Genomic DNA, 15,163 nt, shown 5'->3' with positions numbered 1-15,163 from the left:
GCCCGGCTTGCGCCGCTTTACGCCGCCGGGAGGCGGGATGCGGCTCCTGTGGCCGGTTCCGCCTCCGCCACGTCTGTGAAGAAGGACGAGCCACGGACCGTCAGGATTCCCGAAAATCCCTCGCGATCGAAAAATTTCGGCCGATCCGCCCGCCGCGACGCAAGACAGGTCCCACGACGTCCGCCGGACCCGGGGGCAATCTCCCGCAATGACCGGACAACTGACCATCTCCGGCCGTCGGCAAGGGAGTTCGCCTTCCGGGCGGGTCTTCGAGATCCCTGCGCGTCAGTAGTAGGCTCGCGCCGTTTGTTGACGCACATGTGTACCCCCTGCCGGTGGGGGTCCAGCTGGGGGAGGCCATGCGCTTTCGCGGGAAGTCGATCCGCCGGAAGATCGTGGCGCTGCTTCTCGTGCCTCTGGTGTCCCTGACCGCGATCTGGGCCTTCGCCACGGTCCTCACCGGTCGTGAGGCGGGCCGGCTGTTCAACGTGTCGACCCTCGTCGAACAGGTCGGCTACCCCGTCGAGGACACCGTCCGCGTCCTCCAGCAGGAACGCCGCCAGACCCTGGTCCACCTCGCCGACCCACGCGCCTCCGACGGCCTGACCGCCCTGCACCGCAGCCGCGCCGCCACCGACGAGGCCGTCGCCGAGATCCGCCGCAACGCCGGGAAGAGCGACGTACGCGACGCGCTCGGCGCGGCCGAGGAGGACCGCCTGACCGCCGTCCTGGACGCCTTCGACGGCCTCGACTCCCTGCGCCGCAGCGTCGAGGACGGCACCGTCGACCGCGCCCAGGCGCTCGACCTCTACAACCGCCTGGTCGATCCCTGCCACGCCCTGCTCGCCAACCTCCACGTCGTCGACGACGTGGGCCTGGACAAGCAGTACCGCGCCCTCGTCAACGTCTCCCGCGCCCGTGAACTGCTCTCCCGCGAGGACGCCCTGCTCGGCTCCGCCCTGGTCACCGGCAGGCTCACCCGGAGCGAGACGCGGGACGTCTCCGACCTCGTGGCGCAGCGCACCGTGCTGTACGAGAGCAACCTCCCGCTGCTGCCCGCCGCGGAACGCGGCCGCTACGAGCGCTTCTGGAAGAACGCCTCCTCCGCCCCCCTGCGCGTCGCCGAGGAGGCGGCCGTCTCCGCCGGGGACGGCACGCCCCGCGGCGTCACCGCCAAGAGCTGGGACACCGCGGCCGGGAGCGTCCTCGACGAGCTCGGCGACCTCGACGACGACGCCGCCGACCGCTACCAGGACCGCGTCCGGCCGGTCGCGATGAACGTCATCACCAAGGCGGTCGTCGCCGGCGCGCTCGGCCTGATCGCCGTGCTGTTCTCCCTCTTCCTGTCCGTCCGCGTCGGCCGCGCCCTCATCCGCGATCTCAGGCAGCTGCGCCTGGAGGCCCACGAGGCGTCCGGCGTCCGCCTGCCCAGCGTGATGCGCCGCCTCTCGGCGGGCGAGCAGGTCGACGTCGAGACCGAGGTGCCGCGCCTGGAGTACGACAAGAACGAGATCGGCGAGGTCGGCCAGGCCCTCAACACCCTCCAGCGCGCCGCCGTGGAGGCCGCCGTCAAGCAGGCCGAGCTGCGCGCCGGAGTCTCCGAGGTGTTCGTCAACCTCGCCCGCCGCAGCCAGGTGCTGCTGCACAAGCAGCTCACCCTGCTCGACACCATGGAACGCCGGACCGAGGACACCGAGGAACTCGCCGACCTGTTCCGCCTCGACCACCTGACCACCCGCATGCGCCGGCACGCGGAGGGCCTGGTCATCCTCTCCGGCGCCGCCCCCTCCCGGCAGTGGCGCAAGCCCGTCCAGCTCATGGACGTGGTGCGGGCCGCCGTCGCCGAGGTCGAGGACTACGAGCGCATCGAGGTCCGCCGGCTGCCCCGCATCGCCGTCACCGGGCCGGCCGTCGCCGACCTCACCCACCTCGTGGCCGAACTCCTGGAGAACGCCACGGTGTTCTCGCCGCCGCACACCGCCGTGCAGGTCCTGGGCGAACGGGTCGCCAACGGCTTCACCCTGGAGATCCACGACCGCGGCCTCGGCATGACGGCCGAAGCCCTCCTCGACGCCAACCTCCGGCTCGCCGAGACACCCGAGTTCGAACTGTCCGACACCGACCGGCTCGGCCTGTTCGTCGTCAGCCGGCTCGCCCAGCGGCAGAACGTCCGGGTCTCCCTCCAGCCCTCCCCGTACGGCGGCACCACCGCCGTCGTCTTCGTCCCCGACGCGCTGCTCACCGACGACGCGCCCGACACCAACGGCGTCGGATTCCGCCTCGACCGGCCGCAGCGGGCCGAGGAGAAGGGGCGGGAGGAGAGCCGCCGTTCCGCCCTCGCTCACGTTCCCGTCCGGCTCCCGGGCCGGCCGGCCCCACCGCTGGACGGGCCGGTCGAACTCGAGGCGCCCGTCGACCTGGACGTCCTCGACGACCTTCCCGGCGGACTCGACGACCGGGACAGCGAGCGTGGCGGGCTCTTCCGTCCCCGTCGCTCCCTCGCCGCGGCGCAGGACGGCACGGAACGCCCGGCGGGCCCGAACCGGTTCCCCGCGGGCGCGGAACGGCCGGGCGGGCCGGAGCGGTCCGGCGGCTCACGACACCCTGATGCCGAGGACGACCCGGACACCCTGGTCCCGCTGCCCCGCCGCCGTCCCCCCAAGCTGGTCAGCTCGCACGGACGTCCCGTCCCCGAGCGGGGCTCCCGCGACCGGGCGGACGACACCCCCGGGGACGCCGCGGGGAGCCGGGCGGACCGGCAGGCGGAACCCGGTGGGCCCCCCGAGCTGTCCACCCGCCGCCGTCGGGAGGCCCCCGCCCCGCGTCCGGCCACCGACCGCGGACCCGGCCTCGAGGCCGGCGGCGGACCCGACCGTGAGGCCGGCGGCGGACCCGACCGCCCGGAGCCCGACGCGCTGCCGTCCCTCCCGTCCCGCCGCCGCGGCGCGCCCCGCCCGCACGGCGGCCCCCCGGCCGACGGCGGACCGGCTCAGGACCGCCACCCCGGCGAGGCGTCAGAGCCCCCCGCCCTCCCGGGCCGAGCCCGCCCCGCCGAGCCCGCGCCGGGCGCCCCGGACGACTCCGGTCCGGGCACCGACGGCAGCCCGCTGCCCCGGCGCGTGCGGCAGGCCAGCCTGGCCCCCCAGCTCAGACACAGCGCCGAACGACCCGCCGAGGACCGGTCCGGCCCGGCCGGCCGGGCCGCCGAGGAGGTGCGCAGCCGCATGGCCTCGCTCCAGCGCGGATGGCAGCGCGGCCGCGAGGAGAACGCCGCGGACGCCGGCCCTTCCGACGGCGGACGATCACAGACACCACGACCACGGACGCCACGAGCGTCACAGGCACCACAAGCACCGCAACGAAAGACTAAGGGGGACGGTCGATGACCGCACCGAAGGCGACCGGCCACACCGCGACCACGTCCGGGGAGCTCAACTGGCTCCTCGACGACCTGGTGGAGCGCGTCGCGAGCATCCGCAAGGCCGTCGTCCTGTCCGGCGACGGCCTGGCGACCGGCGCTTCCAAGGATCTGTCCAGGGAGGACAGCGAACACCTGGCGGCCGTGGCCTCCGGCTTCCACAGCCTCGCCAAGGGCGTGGGCCGCCACTTCGAGGCGGGCAGCGTCCGGCAGACGGTCGTCGAACTCGACGACGCCTTCCTGTTCGTCACGGCCGCCGGCGACGGCAGCTGCCTCGCCGTCCTGTCGGACGCGGACTCCGACGTCGGCCAGGTCGCCTACGAGATGACCCTCCTCGTCAAGCGGGTCGGCGTGCACCTGGGCACCGCCCCGCGCACCGATCTGCCCTCGGGCGGGTAAGTGGGATGACATGAGCGCAGACGGTCAGGGAACACACCACTGGTTCGACGACGAGGCCGGCCCCGTCGTCCGTCCGTACGCCATGACGCGCGGCCGCACCAGCAGCGCGGCCCAGCACCGCCTCGACCTCATCGCGGTGGTGGTCTCGGAGCCCCACGCGGACGACCCGGAGGCGGACGTCACCCTCGCCCCGGAGCACGTGGACATCGTCGGACTGTGCCGGGACACCCCGCAGTCGGTCGCCGAGCTCGCCGCCGAGCTCGACCTGCCCGTCGGCGTCGTACGCGTTCTGGTCGGAGACCTCGTCGACGCCGAACTCGTGCACGTGAACCGGCCGGTGCCCCCGGCCGAACTACCGGACGAGAACATTCTGCGCGACGTGATCAGCGGCCTGCGAGCACTGTGAAACGGTCCCGTGGGCACGCCGCGGCGCGCCCACGGGCACGGTAAGGAGAAGAGATCGATGATCTTCGGGCGTTCTCAGCGCGGCAAGCCGCCGGTCGAGCCCGTCACGCTCAAGATCCTCGTGGCCGGTGGTTTCGGCGTGGGCAAGACCACCCTCGTCGGCGCGGTCAGCGAGATCAGACCGCTGCGCACCGAGGAACTGCTCACCGAGGCCGGGCGCCCCGTCGACGACGTCAGCGGCGTGGAGGGCAAGCACACCACCACCGTGGCGATGGACTTCGGCCGGATCACCCTGCGCGAGGACCTGGTGCTGTACCTGTTCGGCACCCCCGGGCAGGAGCGGTTCTGGTTCATGTGGGACGAGCTCTCCGAGGGCGCCCTCGGGGCCGTGGTCCTCGCCGACACCCGCCGCCTGGAGGACTGTTTCGCCGCCGTCGACTACTTCGAGCGGCGCTCCATCCCCTTCCTCGTCGGCGTCAACTGCTTCGAGGGCTCGGCCCGCTACCCGGCCGGGACCGTCCGCCGGGCCCTCGACCTCGACACCGACGTGCCGCTGGTGATGTGCGACGCCCGTGACAAGGAGTCGGTCAAAGAGGTCCTCATCGGCGTCGTCCGGCACGCGATGGCCCAGGCGGCGGACCGCCGCCGGCCCGTCGCCACCTGAACCCGCGCCCGAACCGGCCTCCACGCGCGCGCCGCCCACGCGCCCTCGGCCGTCGTCGTCCTCCTCCGTCCAGCCGAAGCTCTTCTCCACCGCCCTGCGCCAGTTGCGGTACTCGCGCCCCCGCACGGACATCTCCACGGCGGGCGTCCACGCGGCGCCCCGCCGCCAGTGCGCCTTCAGTCCGGCCAGGCCGTTTCCGCACGCCGGTGGCCGCTCCGGCCGCGTACGCCGCACCCGGGCACGTCGTCCCGGCAGACCCGCGGCCGGACCACGGGCACGCCCGGCACGTCCGCCCGGTGCTGCGTCAGCAGGTGGCCGCGTGTCATGCCGCCGTCGGCCTTCGACGTCGTGCCGGGCATCCCGGAGTCCTGGTACACGGCGTCCACGACCGCGCGCGTCCGTCGGCTCGTCGCCTCCGGCACCGCCCGTGGGGGGGAGTGGGCCTCGGGACGCGGAGCCCGCCCGGCGCGCACCGGAATGCGCCGAGAAGTGCGACGATGCCGACCGACACCGGACGTGCCGACCGGCCCCCGGGGAGCGTCAAGGCGGCCGACGGCAACGGTTCGGCACCCGGCCGCCTGTTCCCCGGCCGTGTACTTCCCCCGCGGAGCCCGCACCTGATAGACGCAGGGGACATGACACGAATCTCCACCGCCGTACGCGGACTGGTCACCACCGTCGCCGCCCTGCTCGCCGTGACCACCGTCCCCGCCACCGCCCAGGCCGGCCCCGGCCCCCGGGCACCCGAGGACTTCGTGGCCCTGAGGAGCGTCGACCCCACGATCATCCAGGAGATGCGCTACGCCACCGCGCACAACTTCGTCGGCGAGCGCGTCGACGGCTACCACCAGCCCTTGTGCATCCTGACCCGCCCCGCGGCCCAGGCCCTCCACCGGGCCCAGACCCGGCTGCTGAGCCAGGGCTACTCCCTCAAGGTGTACGACTGCTACCGGCCGCAACGCGCCGTCGACCACTTCGTCCGCTGGGCCGAGGACCTCGACGACCAGGAGATGAAGGCCGAGTTCTACCCGAACGTCGACAAGACCCGCCTGTTCGACGACGGTTACATCGCGGAGAAGTCCGGCCACAGCCGCGGCTCGACCATGGATCTCACGATCGTGAAGCTCCCGGCGAAGCCCACCCGCCCGTACCGCCCCGGGCAGCCGCTCGTGCCCTGCTTCGCGCCCCAGGAGGAGCGCTTCCCCGACAACTCCGTCGACATGGGCACCGGCTTCGACTGCTTCGACACCCTCTCGCACACCCTCGACCCCCGCGTCCAGGGCGCCCAGCGGGCCAACCGGCTGCTGCTGAAGAACACCCTGGAGGACGCCGGCCTCGTCAACCTCCCCGAGGAGTGGTGGCACTTCACCTACAAGCCCGAGCCCCACCCGGACACCTACTTCGACTTCCCGGTCTCCGCGAAGTCGCTGACCGGCCGCCGCTGAGCCGCCCGCCGGAGCCGTCCCTTCCGTGATCGGATACAGTCCGCCGCGTGTCCGAAACCGAAACCTCCGTTCCCAACTCCGCACCGCACTCCCACTGTTCGCGTTGCGGAACGCCCTACGGAGAGGGCGTCTCCGGCTGGCCCCGCACCTGCCCGGCGTGCGGCACCACGGCCTACCGCAACCCGCTGCCGGTAGCGGTCGCCCTCCAGCCCGTGTACGACACCAAGGGCACCGCCCTGGTCGTCATCACCCGAACCGTGGCCCCCGCGCGCGGGGGCGTCGCCCTGCCCGGCGGCTTCATCGACGACCGGGAGGACTGGCGGCAGGCCGTCGTCCGCGAACTCGAGGAGGAGACGGGCATCGAGGCGGCGAGCCGCGACGTACGCCTCGCCGACGCCATGAGCTCGCCCGACGGCCACCTGCTGCTCTTCGGACTCCTCCCGGAGCGGCCCGCCGGGGACCTCCCGCCGTCCGCCGCCACCGACGAGACCGAGGGATGGCACCTCCTGCGCCGGGCCGAGGAGCTGGCCTTCCCCCTCCACACCCGAGCCGTGCGGGCCTTCTTCGAAGGCCGCTACATCTGAGCCGGGCCCTCCGCCCGCCCACGGACGCGCACCGGCCGGGACGGCGCGCTCGCGCCGTCCCCGCCCTCCCGCTCCACGACCACCCGCCGGCCCTCCCAGCGGACGGCGTACCGCTCGGTCCCCGGTTCCTCCCGGCCGTCGCCCGCGTCCGGCACCACCAGCCCGCCCCCGGCCCGGCCCCGGGCGGGCGCCCACACCTCCAGCTCCACCCCGCCGTCCTCCCCGCGCACGGGCACCACCGCCCCCGCGCGCGCGAACACCGGAATCCGGCCCGGCGGAGCATCGACGAGCACCCGCGCCGGCCCCTCGTACGCCCGCTCCGTCACCGTGTCGTACCAGCGCCCCGGCGGCAGCCGCACCGCCCGCCCGTCCGCACCGGGGTCCAGCACCGGCGCCACCAGCAGGCAGTCGCCCAGCAGGAAGGCGTCCTCGCAGTCCCGCAGCGCCCGGTCCTCCGGAGCCGACCACCACAGCGGCCGCACACAGGGCGCGCCCGTACGCCGGGCCAGATGCGCCAGCGTCACGAAGTACGGCAGCAGCCGCCGCCGTTCCACCAGCGCGGCGCGCGCGTGCCCCAGCACCTCCGCACCGAATTCCCACGGCTCCCGGGCCCCTTCCCGCGCACCCCCGTACGCACGGAACAGCGGCAGATACGCGGCCAGCCGGAACCACCGCAGATACAGCTCCGGCGACGGATCCCCGCCGGACCCGCCCATGCCCGCCCCCGAGTACGGCACCCCGCACAGCCCGAGCCCCAACACCAGAGCCAGCGACGCCCGCAGCCCCGGCCAGCCCGAAGCCACCTCCCCGGTCCACGCACCGCCGTACCGCTGCATCCCGGCCCACCCCGAGCGCGACAGCACGAACGGCCGCTCCTCGGGCACCAGCTTCCGCAGGCCCTCGTACCCGGCCCCGGCCATGCACAGCGCGTACACGTTGTGCGCCTCCCGGTGGTCACCACCGCGTCCCTCCAGCCGGTGCCGCGCCGAACGGGGCAGCGTCGGCTCCCCGAACGCGGCGAACGACACCGGTTCGTCCCCCTCGTGCCGGAACCCGGCTAACCCCCGTTCCAGCCGCTCCGCGCAGAGCCCGCCCCACCACGCCCGCACGCGCCCGTCCGTGAAGTCCGGGAAGACCACCTCCCCGGACCGCCCCACACCCCGCACGACCGGCCCGGCGGCGCCCCGCACGAACACGTCCGCATCCGTCCCGCTGTCGTACGCGGCGTGCCCGGACACGGCCGGGACCCCGGGCTCGACGACCGTCACCAGCCGGGTCCCGTCCCGCCGCAGCTCCTCGGCGAGGTCCGGCAGCTTCGGGAACCGCTCCTCGTCGACGGTGAACCCCCGGCGGGCACCGAGGCGGCCGACGTCCAGGTGCACGGCGTCGACCGGCAGGCCGCGCTCCCGGTAGCCGGCGACGACCCGCCGCAGCTCCTGCTCGTCGCCGACGTCGCCCCGCGCGTGATGGTGACCGAGCACCCACGCGGGCGGCAGCGCCGGAGCGCCGGTCAGCGAAGCCCAGGTGAGCAGCACGCGCGCGGGGGTGCCCACCACGACCCAGCAGCGCAGCGGACCCCCGTCCATCCGCAGCACACTCCTGCCGGGCCGGTCGTGTCCCGACCCGGCACCCTCCTCGCCCTCCCGCAAGGTCACCGAGCCGTCCCACGCGTTGTCGTGGAACACCAGGTGCGTCCCCGCGTCGGCCACCACCAGCTGCACCGGCATCGTGACGGACGGCGGCGCGTCACCCGGAACGGAGCCGACCGGTCCGGGACCCGTGTTCCACAGCCGGTACGCGCCGTCCCGCAGCCGGGGCCCCGAGGCCCACCCGCCCAGCCCGAAGAACCGGGCGTCCGCCGCCACCTCCGACCGCTGCGTCCAGCGCGCCGCCCCACCGTCCGCCGGCTCCCACCACCGGGGAGGCAGCTCACGCCGCAGGACCACACCCCCCGGGGTACGCACCTCCACCGCGCCGTGCCGCGACACGGCCACCGTCACCCGCTCGGCCACCACCCGCCGGCCGCCGTCCTTGTCCGGCTCCAGCACCGCCCGCGGATCCGGCTCCGGACAGCGGCCCGCCAACGCGTACGACGGCTCCGGCGCCGCCCCGTCCCAGCCCCAGAACACCGCCCCGTTCACGGCGACGAGGATCCGCAGCTCCGAACGGCCGAACCGGATCACACCGCCCCCGGGCCCGGGCTCCACCTCCCGCACGGCCCCCGGCACCCGCGCCCGCTCCGCCCCGCGCGGCGGCAGCCCCGCGGCGTCCGCACGCCGCCTGCGCCACGCCGCCCGTACGGTACGCAACCCCTGCGCCGACCCCGAGGAACCGAACGCCTTCATCGAACGCACCAGGTCACGACCGTCCATGCCGCTCACCCTGCCACCGGCCTGCCTGCGCGCGGGTCGCGTTCAACTGCCGTTCACCCGTGACAGGACCACATCTTCACGACCCCAGCTATGTGGGGCGCACCCTGGTGCGGAAGTCGATCACATGGCATCGTCCGTGTCAGCCGCGTCACGCGCACACCCCAGCACGTGCGCGGAGGACGCACACGACGCGCACAGTCCGGGAGCCGCCCCATGTCGACCATGAACCCCCAGCCGCTCTGGCAGCCAGAGCCGCAGCGCATCGCCCAGGCCCGGATCACCAGGTTCCAGACCTGGGCGTCAGAACACCACGGCGCCCCCGCCGAGGGCGGTTACGCCGCCCTGCACCGCTGGTCCGTCGACGAGCTGGACACCTTCTGGAAAGCCGTCACGGAATGGTTCGACGTACGCTTCTCGACCCCCTACGCGCGCGTGCTGGGCGACCGCTCGATGCCCGGCGCCCAGTGGTTCCCCGGCGCCACCCTCAACTACGCCGAGCACGCCCTGCGCGCCGCCTCCACCCGCGCGGACGAACCGGCCCTGCTGTACGTCGACGAGACCCACGGGACACACCCCGTCACCTGGTCGGAACTGCGCCGCCAGGTCGGCTCCCTCGCCGCCGGGCTGCGCGCCCTCGGTGTCCGCCCCGGCGACCGCGTCAGCGGCTACCTGCCGAACATCCCCCAGGCCGTCACCGCCCTCCTCGCCACCGCAGCCGTCGGCGCCGTCTGGACCTCCTGCGCCCCCGACTTCGGCGCCCGCAGCGTCCTGGACCGCTTCCAGCAGGTGGAACCCGTCGTCCTGTTCACCGTCGACGGCTACCGCTACGGCGGCAAGGAGCACGACCGCCGCGACACCGTCGCCGAACTCCGCCGCGACCTGCCCACCCTGCGCGCCGTCGTCCACATCCCGCTCCTCGGCACCGAGGCCCCCGAGGGCGCACTCGAATGGGACGCCCTCACGGCCGCGCACACGGACCCCGTCTTCGAACAGGTCCCCTTCGACCACCCCCTCTGGGTGCTCTACTCCTCCGGCACCACCGGCCTGCCCAAGGCCATCGTCCAGTCCCAGGGCGGCATCCTGGTCGAGCACCTCAAGCAGCTCGGCCTGCACTGCGACCTCGGCCCCGAGGACCGCTTCTTCTGGTACACGTCGACCGGCTGGATGATGTGGAACTTCCTCGTCTCCGGCCTGCTCACCGGCACCACGATCGTCCTCTACGACGGCAGCCCCGGCTTCCCCGCCACGGACGCCCAGTGGCGCATCGCCGAACGCACCGGCGCCACCCTCTTCGGCACCTCCGCCGCCTACGTCATGGCCTGCCGCAAGGCCGACGTCCACCCGGGCCGCGACCTGGACCTCTCCAGGATCCAGTGCGTCGCCACCACGGGCTCCCCGCTGCCGCCCGACGGCTTCCGCTGGCTGCACGACGAGGTGCGCGAGGACCTGTGGATCGCCTCCGTCAGCGGCGGCACCGACGTGTGCTCCTGCTTCGCGGGCGCCGTCCCCACCCTCCCCGTGCACATCGGCGAGCTCCAGGCCCCCTGCCTGGGCACCGACCTCCGGTCCTGGGACCCGGCCGGCGAACCCCTCACCGACGAGGTCGGCGAGCTCGTCGTCACCAACCCCATGCCCTCGATGCCGGTCCGCTTCTGGAACGACCCCGACGGCAGCCGCTACTACGACAGCTACTTCGACACCTACCCCGGCGTCTGGCGGCACGGAGACTGGATCACCCTCACCTCCCGAGGCTCCGTCGTCATCCACGGCCGCTCCGACTCCACCCTCAACCGGCAGGGCGTCCGCATGGGCTCGGCCGACATCTACGAGGCCGTCGAACGGCTCCCCGAGATCAGGGAGTCCCTCGTCATCGGCGTCGAACAGCCCGACGGCGGCTACTGGATGCCCCTCTTCGTGCACCTGGTCCCCGGCACCGCCCTCGACGACACCCTGCGGACGCGGATCAAGCAGACCATCCGCGAACAGCTCTCCCCGCGCCACGTCCCCGACGAGATCATCGAGGTGCCGGGCGTCCCGCACACCCTCACCGGCAAACGCATCGAGGTCCCCGTCAAGCGCCTCCTCCAGGGCACCCCGCTGGAAAAGGCCGTCAACCCCGGCTCCATCGACAACCTCGACCTCCTCCACTTCTACGAGGACCTGGCCCGCAAACGCGCCTGACCAGGCACTCACGGGCCGGCCGCCTGCGCGCCGGCGGCCGGCCCGTACCCACGCCCGCCCCGTTGTCAGTGCCCCCGGTTACGGTGAGTGAGCATTGATCGACTGCGCACAGGGGGAAAACATGGCGCACACCGACCAGACGATGCGACGCGTCCTGCGCCGCGAGATCGCCGGCACCATCGGACTGCTCACCGACGAGCACGACTTCCGCGCCATGCGGCGCTACCGCAGCTTCACCTTCGACGACCACGCCGCCTACCTGAGGCAGGTGGAAGCCCTGCTCAGGACACGAGCCTCCCAGGGCACCCACACCACGATCGCCCTCTTCGACCCCGAGGACTACGCCGAGTTCTGCTCGACGGCCGGCCTCGACCCCGACCTCCCCGCCACCCGCGCCCGGTTCACCGCCGAACTCGCCGCCAACGGACCCACCGTCCCCTACGACGGACGACCCCTCGCCGACCTGGTCCCCGCCCTCGTCGACGAAGCCGTCCGCCAGGCCACCTGGGAGTACGCGTCCACCCTGCTGGCACGCCTGGGCACCTGCGCCACCTGCGGCGAGGACCTCGGCCGCGCCGCGTTCACCCGCGCCTCGCGCCTCCTGTCGCGCATCGTGGAAACAGCCCCCGCGGGCCACCGCCACCTGGTCTGCAGCGTCTCCACCACACCGGAAGCCCTCACCTCCGTCCTCCACGCCGACGACGACACCGACGGCACCCCACAACTGGACCAGGCCGACGCTCTGGAATTCACCGCGGTCCTGGCCCTCGGCCTCGCCACCCACACCCCCGGCGGCCTCGTCATGCGGACCAGCGCCCCCGGCAGCCCCGACCGCATCTACGGCTGGCGCCTGCGCGGATACGGCCTCACCCCCCTCACCGCCGGCGAGGTCTTCGACGCCTACTGCACCGACGTCGAGTCCGGCGACCTCATCTCCCCGGAATCCAACGTCGACTACTGCGCACCGCCCGACCTCGGAGACGACACCACCGCGCCGGGACACCGCCACTGAAACGCGAGGGGCGCCCCACCCGAAGGTGGAGCGCCCCTCACCACGGTGACGCCGACGGTCCCGCCGGACCCCTACTCGCCGGACAGCACCGCCTGAGCCGCGCTGCGCGCCTCCTCGGCACTGTCCGCCGCGCGCGCGGCCGCCGCGGCCCGCTCGCACTGCGCCAGCGTGAACTTCGCCAGGGTGGCCCGCACATAGGGGAGCGACGCCGCACCCATGGACAGAGAGGTGACGCCCAGACCCGTCAGCACACACGCGAGCAGCGGGTCCGACGCGGCCTCGCCGCAGACACCGCAGCTCTTGCCCTCGGTCTTCGCCGCCTCGGCCGCCAGCGCGACCAGGTCCAGCAGAGCGGGCTGCCACGGATCCTGCAGACGCGACACCGCGCCCACCTGACGGTCGGCGGCGAAGGTGTACTGCGCGAGGTCGTTGGTCCCCAGCGACAGGAACTCGACCTCCTGGAGGATCGAGCGCGCCCGCAGCGCGGCCGACGGGATCTCCACCATCGCACCGAACTTCGCCCGCAGCCCGGCCTCACGGCACGCGTCCGCGAACGCCTTGGCGTCCGCACGGTCCGCGACCATCGGCGCCATGACCTCGAGGTGGACCGGCAGACCCTCCGCGGCCTTCGCCAGTGCCGTCAGCTGCGTCCGCAGCACCTCCGGGTGGTCGAGCAGCGTCCGCAGCCCCCGCACGCCCAGCGCCGGGTTCGGCTCGTCGGCCGGGGTGAGGAAGTCCAGCGGCTTGTCCGCGCCGGCGTCCAGCACCCGCACGACGACCCGGCCCTCCGGGAACGCCTCCAGCACCTGCCGGTAGGCGGTGACCTGCTTCTCCTCGGACGGCGCGTTCTCGCTGTCGTCGAGGAAGAGGAACTCGGTGCGGAACAGACCGACGCCCTCCGCACCCGCCTCCACCGCGGCGGGCACGTCGGCGGGACCACCGACATTGGCCAGCAGAGGCACCTTGTGGCCGTCGGACGTCGCGCCGGGGCCGGTCGAGGCGGCCAGCGCGGCCTTGCGCTCGGCGGCCTCCGCCTCCATCTGCTCCTTCTTCTCCGCGCTGGGGTTCACGAAGATCTCGCCGGTGCTGCCGTCCACCGCGATCACCGTGCCCTCGGGAAGCTCACCGGCGCCCGGCAGCGCCACCACGGCCGGCACGCCCAGCGCCCGCGCCAGGATCGCGCTGTGGCTGGTCGGCCCGCCCTCCTCGGTGACGAACCCGAGCACCAGCGTCGGGTCGAGCAGCGCCGTGTCGGCGGGCGCCAGGTCACGCGCGATGAGCACGTACGGCTCGTCGCTGTCGGGCACGCCCGGCATCGGCACCCCGAGCAGACGGGCGACGATACGGTTCCGCACGTCGTCGAGGTCCGCGACCCGGCCGGCCAGGTACTCACCGGCGCCGGCCAGCAGGGCGCGATAAGCGGCGAAGGCGTCGTACACCGCGCGCTCGGCCGTGCTGCCGACGGCGATCCGCCGTTCCACGTCCGCCATCAGCTCGGGGTCCTGGGCCATCATGGCCTGCGCCTCGAGCACCGCCTGGGCTTCGCCCCCCGCCAGATTGCCGCGCGCCATCAGGTCGGCCGCCACAGCCTCCACAGCCTTACGGGCGCGTCCCTGCTCACGCTCCGCGTCCTCCGCCGGGATCTGCTTGGCAGGCGGCTCGAGCACCGCCGTCCCCATGTGCCGAACCTCGCCGATCGCCACACCGTGGCTGACACCGACGCCTCGCAGCGTTGTCTCCATCTCACCCGTCCCGATAATGCGGCGGGTCCCGCCGCCGCTGTGGTTGTCCTGCCGGCCGTCGTACGACGGCGTTGTCGTCACTTCCAGAGGAAGAGGCTCTCGCCGGCCTTCACTTCGCCGTCCTCACGGAGATCGACGAGCGCCTCGGCCGTCGCCTCGAGGGCCACGACCGGGCAGACCGGAGACTTGCCCGCGGCCTCGACGGCCGCCGGGTCCCAGCGCACCACGGCCTGCCCGCGCACGACGATGTCCCCCTTGTTCACCAGCAGCTCGAACCCCTCGCCGTTCAGCTGCACGGTGTCGATGCCGAGGTGGGTCAACACACCGTGACCGCTGTCGTCGACCACGACGAACGCGTGCGGGTGCAGAGACACGATGACCCCGTCCACGGGAGCGACCGCCTCGGAAGGCTCCCGGACGGGGTCAATGGCGGTGCCCGGGCCGACCATGGCCCCGGAGAAGACCGGATCCGGCACGGCGGCCAGTCCGATGGCGCGTCCTGCCAGCGGGGACGAGACGGTGGTCATGGGAAGCCTCCCGGTGATGGAGATCTGTACGGGCCGTCACTGCTTGTCCCGGACGGCACACTGTGCAGCAGCGTATGTCATAGGAAGTACCGGTTCCGCACGAGTGTTCCGAATAGAGGTCTAGACCACAGTCCTCAGTGATTTGCACCCGTTCAGCGGACCCGTGTACAGTCGTAACTCCTGCCGAGGTGGAGCGGCGTCAAGCTGGCGCGCTCATCGGGCAGGCACCCAACTCATCAGATCCTATCTTCGGATCATCTTCTGCGTGTCCGCAGGACGGTGGTCAGGGGGACTGGAAAAGCCTGATAGTGTTGGAAACACCGAAGGGAAGCGCCCGGAGGAAAGCCCGCGAGGGTGAGTACGAAGGAAGCGTCCGTTCCTTGAGAACTCAACAGCGTGCCAAAAGTCAACGCC

General features: G+C 73.2%; 11 protein-coding genes and 1 pseudogene. 8 read left to right on the top strand and 4 right to left on the bottom strand.

The annotated features are described in order from the left end of the window. Nucleotides 1-359: 359 nt before the first annotated feature. The 4 genes from ACZ4V6_RS14280 to ACZ4V6_RS14265 are packed head-to-tail and all read left to right on the top strand — an operon-like array spanning nucleotide 360 to nucleotide 4,886. A complete protein-coding gene (locus ACZ4V6_RS14280) occupies nucleotides 360-3,386 on the top strand; it encodes a sensor histidine kinase (protein ID WP_467826538.1) in 3,027 nt (1,008 codons plus the stop codon). Further along, nucleotides 3,383-3,817 (top strand): roadblock/LC7 domain-containing protein, encoded by a 435-nt coding sequence (locus tag ACZ4V6_RS14275; protein ID WP_467826535.1) that lies wholly within the window; start codon nucleotides 3,383-3,385, stop codon nucleotides 3,815-3,817. The genes ACZ4V6_RS14280 and ACZ4V6_RS14275 overlap by 4 nt, the downstream gene beginning before the upstream one ends. Before the next feature lie 10 nt (nucleotides 3,818-3,827). Continuing rightward, nucleotides 3,828-4,223, top strand: coding sequence for a DUF742 domain-containing protein (locus ACZ4V6_RS14270; protein ID WP_467826532.1), 396 nt, complete (start codon nucleotides 3,828-3,830; stop codon nucleotides 4,221-4,223). 57 nt (nucleotides 4,224-4,280) lie between these two features. Next, nucleotides 4,281-4,886 carry a GTP-binding protein gene (locus ACZ4V6_RS14265; RefSeq protein WP_467826529.1) on the top strand — a complete coding sequence of 202 codons (606 nt, stop codon included), beginning with the start codon at nucleotides 4,281-4,283 and terminating at the stop codon, nucleotides 4,884-4,886. Nucleotides 4,887-4,940: 54 nt separating this feature from the next. Here ACZ4V6_RS14265 and ACZ4V6_RS14260 read toward each other — a convergent pair. Then, nucleotides 4,941-5,314: pseudogene (locus tag ACZ4V6_RS14260) on the bottom strand (FGGY-family carbohydrate kinase); the annotation flags it as partial. A gap of 207 nt (nucleotides 5,315-5,521) precedes the next feature. On the opposite strand from ACZ4V6_RS14260, the gene ACZ4V6_RS14255 reads away from it, so the two are divergent. Together ACZ4V6_RS14255 and ACZ4V6_RS14250 are read left to right on the top strand one after the other, a co-directional pair. Beyond that, nucleotides 5,522-6,331 carry a M15 family metallopeptidase gene (locus ACZ4V6_RS14255; protein WP_467826526.1) on the top strand — a complete coding sequence of 270 codons (810 nt, stop codon included), beginning with the start codon at nucleotides 5,522-5,524 and terminating at the stop codon, nucleotides 6,329-6,331. 47 nt (nucleotides 6,332-6,378) lie between these two features. Then, nucleotides 6,379-6,915 (top strand): NUDIX domain-containing protein, encoded by a 537-nt coding sequence (locus tag ACZ4V6_RS14250; RefSeq protein WP_467826523.1) that lies wholly within the window; start codon nucleotides 6,379-6,381, stop codon nucleotides 6,913-6,915. Here the strand turns inward: ACZ4V6_RS14250 and ACZ4V6_RS14245 are convergent. Next, a complete protein-coding gene (locus tag ACZ4V6_RS14245; RefSeq protein ID WP_467826520.1) occupies nucleotides 6,906-9,287 on the bottom strand; it encodes a glycoside hydrolase family 31 protein in 2,382 nt (793 codons plus the stop codon). The genes ACZ4V6_RS14250 and ACZ4V6_RS14245 overlap by 10 nt on opposite strands. 213 nt (nucleotides 9,288-9,500) lie before the next feature. Here ACZ4V6_RS14245 and ACZ4V6_RS14240 point away from each other — a divergent pair, with 213 nt between their 5' ends. Together ACZ4V6_RS14240 and ACZ4V6_RS14235 are read left to right on the top strand one after the other, a co-directional pair. Further along, nucleotides 9,501-11,468 (top strand): acetoacetate--CoA ligase, encoded by a 1,968-nt coding sequence (locus tag ACZ4V6_RS14240; RefSeq protein ID WP_467826518.1) that lies wholly within the window; start codon nucleotides 9,501-9,503, stop codon nucleotides 11,466-11,468. A 121-nt stretch (nucleotides 11,469-11,589) separates the two neighbouring features. Further along, the gene (locus tag ACZ4V6_RS14235) at nucleotides 11,590-12,480 is read left to right on the top strand and encodes a hypothetical protein (RefSeq protein WP_467826515.1); all 891 of its coding nucleotides are present in this window, start codon (nucleotides 11,590-11,592) and stop codon (nucleotides 12,478-12,480) included. Between the two features lie 71 nt (nucleotides 12,481-12,551). Here ACZ4V6_RS14235 and ptsP read toward each other — a convergent pair whose 3' ends face one another. Beyond that, nucleotides 12,552-14,222 (bottom strand): phosphoenolpyruvate--protein phosphotransferase, encoded by a 1,671-nt coding sequence (gene ptsP, locus ACZ4V6_RS14230; RefSeq protein ID WP_467826512.1) that lies wholly within the window; start codon nucleotides 14,220-14,222, stop codon nucleotides 12,552-12,554. Nucleotides 14,223-14,299: 77 nt separating this feature from the next. After that, nucleotides 14,300-14,749 (bottom strand): PTS sugar transporter subunit IIA, encoded by a 450-nt coding sequence (locus tag ACZ4V6_RS14225; RefSeq protein ID WP_467826509.1) that lies wholly within the window; start codon nucleotides 14,747-14,749, stop codon nucleotides 14,300-14,302. Between the last annotated feature and the right edge of the window lie 414 nt (nucleotides 14,750-15,163).

Source organism: Streptomyces sp. NPDC029152 (genome assembly GCF_055564355.1).
The sequence above is the reverse complement of the archived record's forward strand: the minus strand, read 5'-3'. Positions and strand labels throughout refer to the sequence as shown.

What these genes read in the sequence shown, in the direction of transcription:
- ACZ4V6_RS14270 (WP_467826532.1), top strand. Translation starts at nt 3,828, where the DNA reads ATGAGCGCAGACGGTCAGGGAACACACCACTGGTTCGACGACGAGGCC.
- ACZ4V6_RS14280 (WP_467826538.1), top strand. Translation starts at nt 360, where the DNA reads ATGCGCTTTCGCGGGAAGTCGATCCGCCGGAAGATCGTGGCGCTGCTT.
- ACZ4V6_RS14275 (WP_467826535.1), top strand. Translation starts at nt 3,383, where the DNA reads ATGACCGCACCGAAGGCGACCGGCCACACCGCGACCACGTCCGGGGAG.
- ACZ4V6_RS14255 (WP_467826526.1), top strand. Translation starts at nt 5,522, where the DNA reads ATGACACGAATCTCCACCGCCGTACGCGGACTGGTCACCACCGTCGCC.
- ACZ4V6_RS14240 (WP_467826518.1), top strand. Translation starts at nt 9,501, where the DNA reads ATGTCGACCATGAACCCCCAGCCGCTCTGGCAGCCAGAGCCGCAGCGC.
- ACZ4V6_RS14235 (WP_467826515.1), top strand. Translation starts at nt 11,590, where the DNA reads ATGGCGCACACCGACCAGACGATGCGACGCGTCCTGCGCCGCGAGATC.
- ptsP (WP_467826512.1), bottom strand. Translation starts at nt 14,222, where the DNA reads ATGGAGACAACGCTGCGAGGCGTCGGTGTCAGCCACGGTGTGGCGATC.
- ACZ4V6_RS14225 (WP_467826509.1), bottom strand. Translation starts at nt 14,749, where the DNA reads ATGACCACCGTCTCGTCCCCGCTGGCAGGACGCGCCATCGGACTGGCC.
- ACZ4V6_RS14265 (WP_467826529.1), top strand. Translation starts at nt 4,281, where the DNA reads ATGATCTTCGGGCGTTCTCAGCGCGGCAAGCCGCCGGTCGAGCCCGTC.
- ACZ4V6_RS14245 (WP_467826520.1), bottom strand. Translation starts at nt 9,287, where the DNA reads ATGGACGGTCGTGACCTGGTGCGTTCGATGAAGGCGTTCGGTTCCTCG.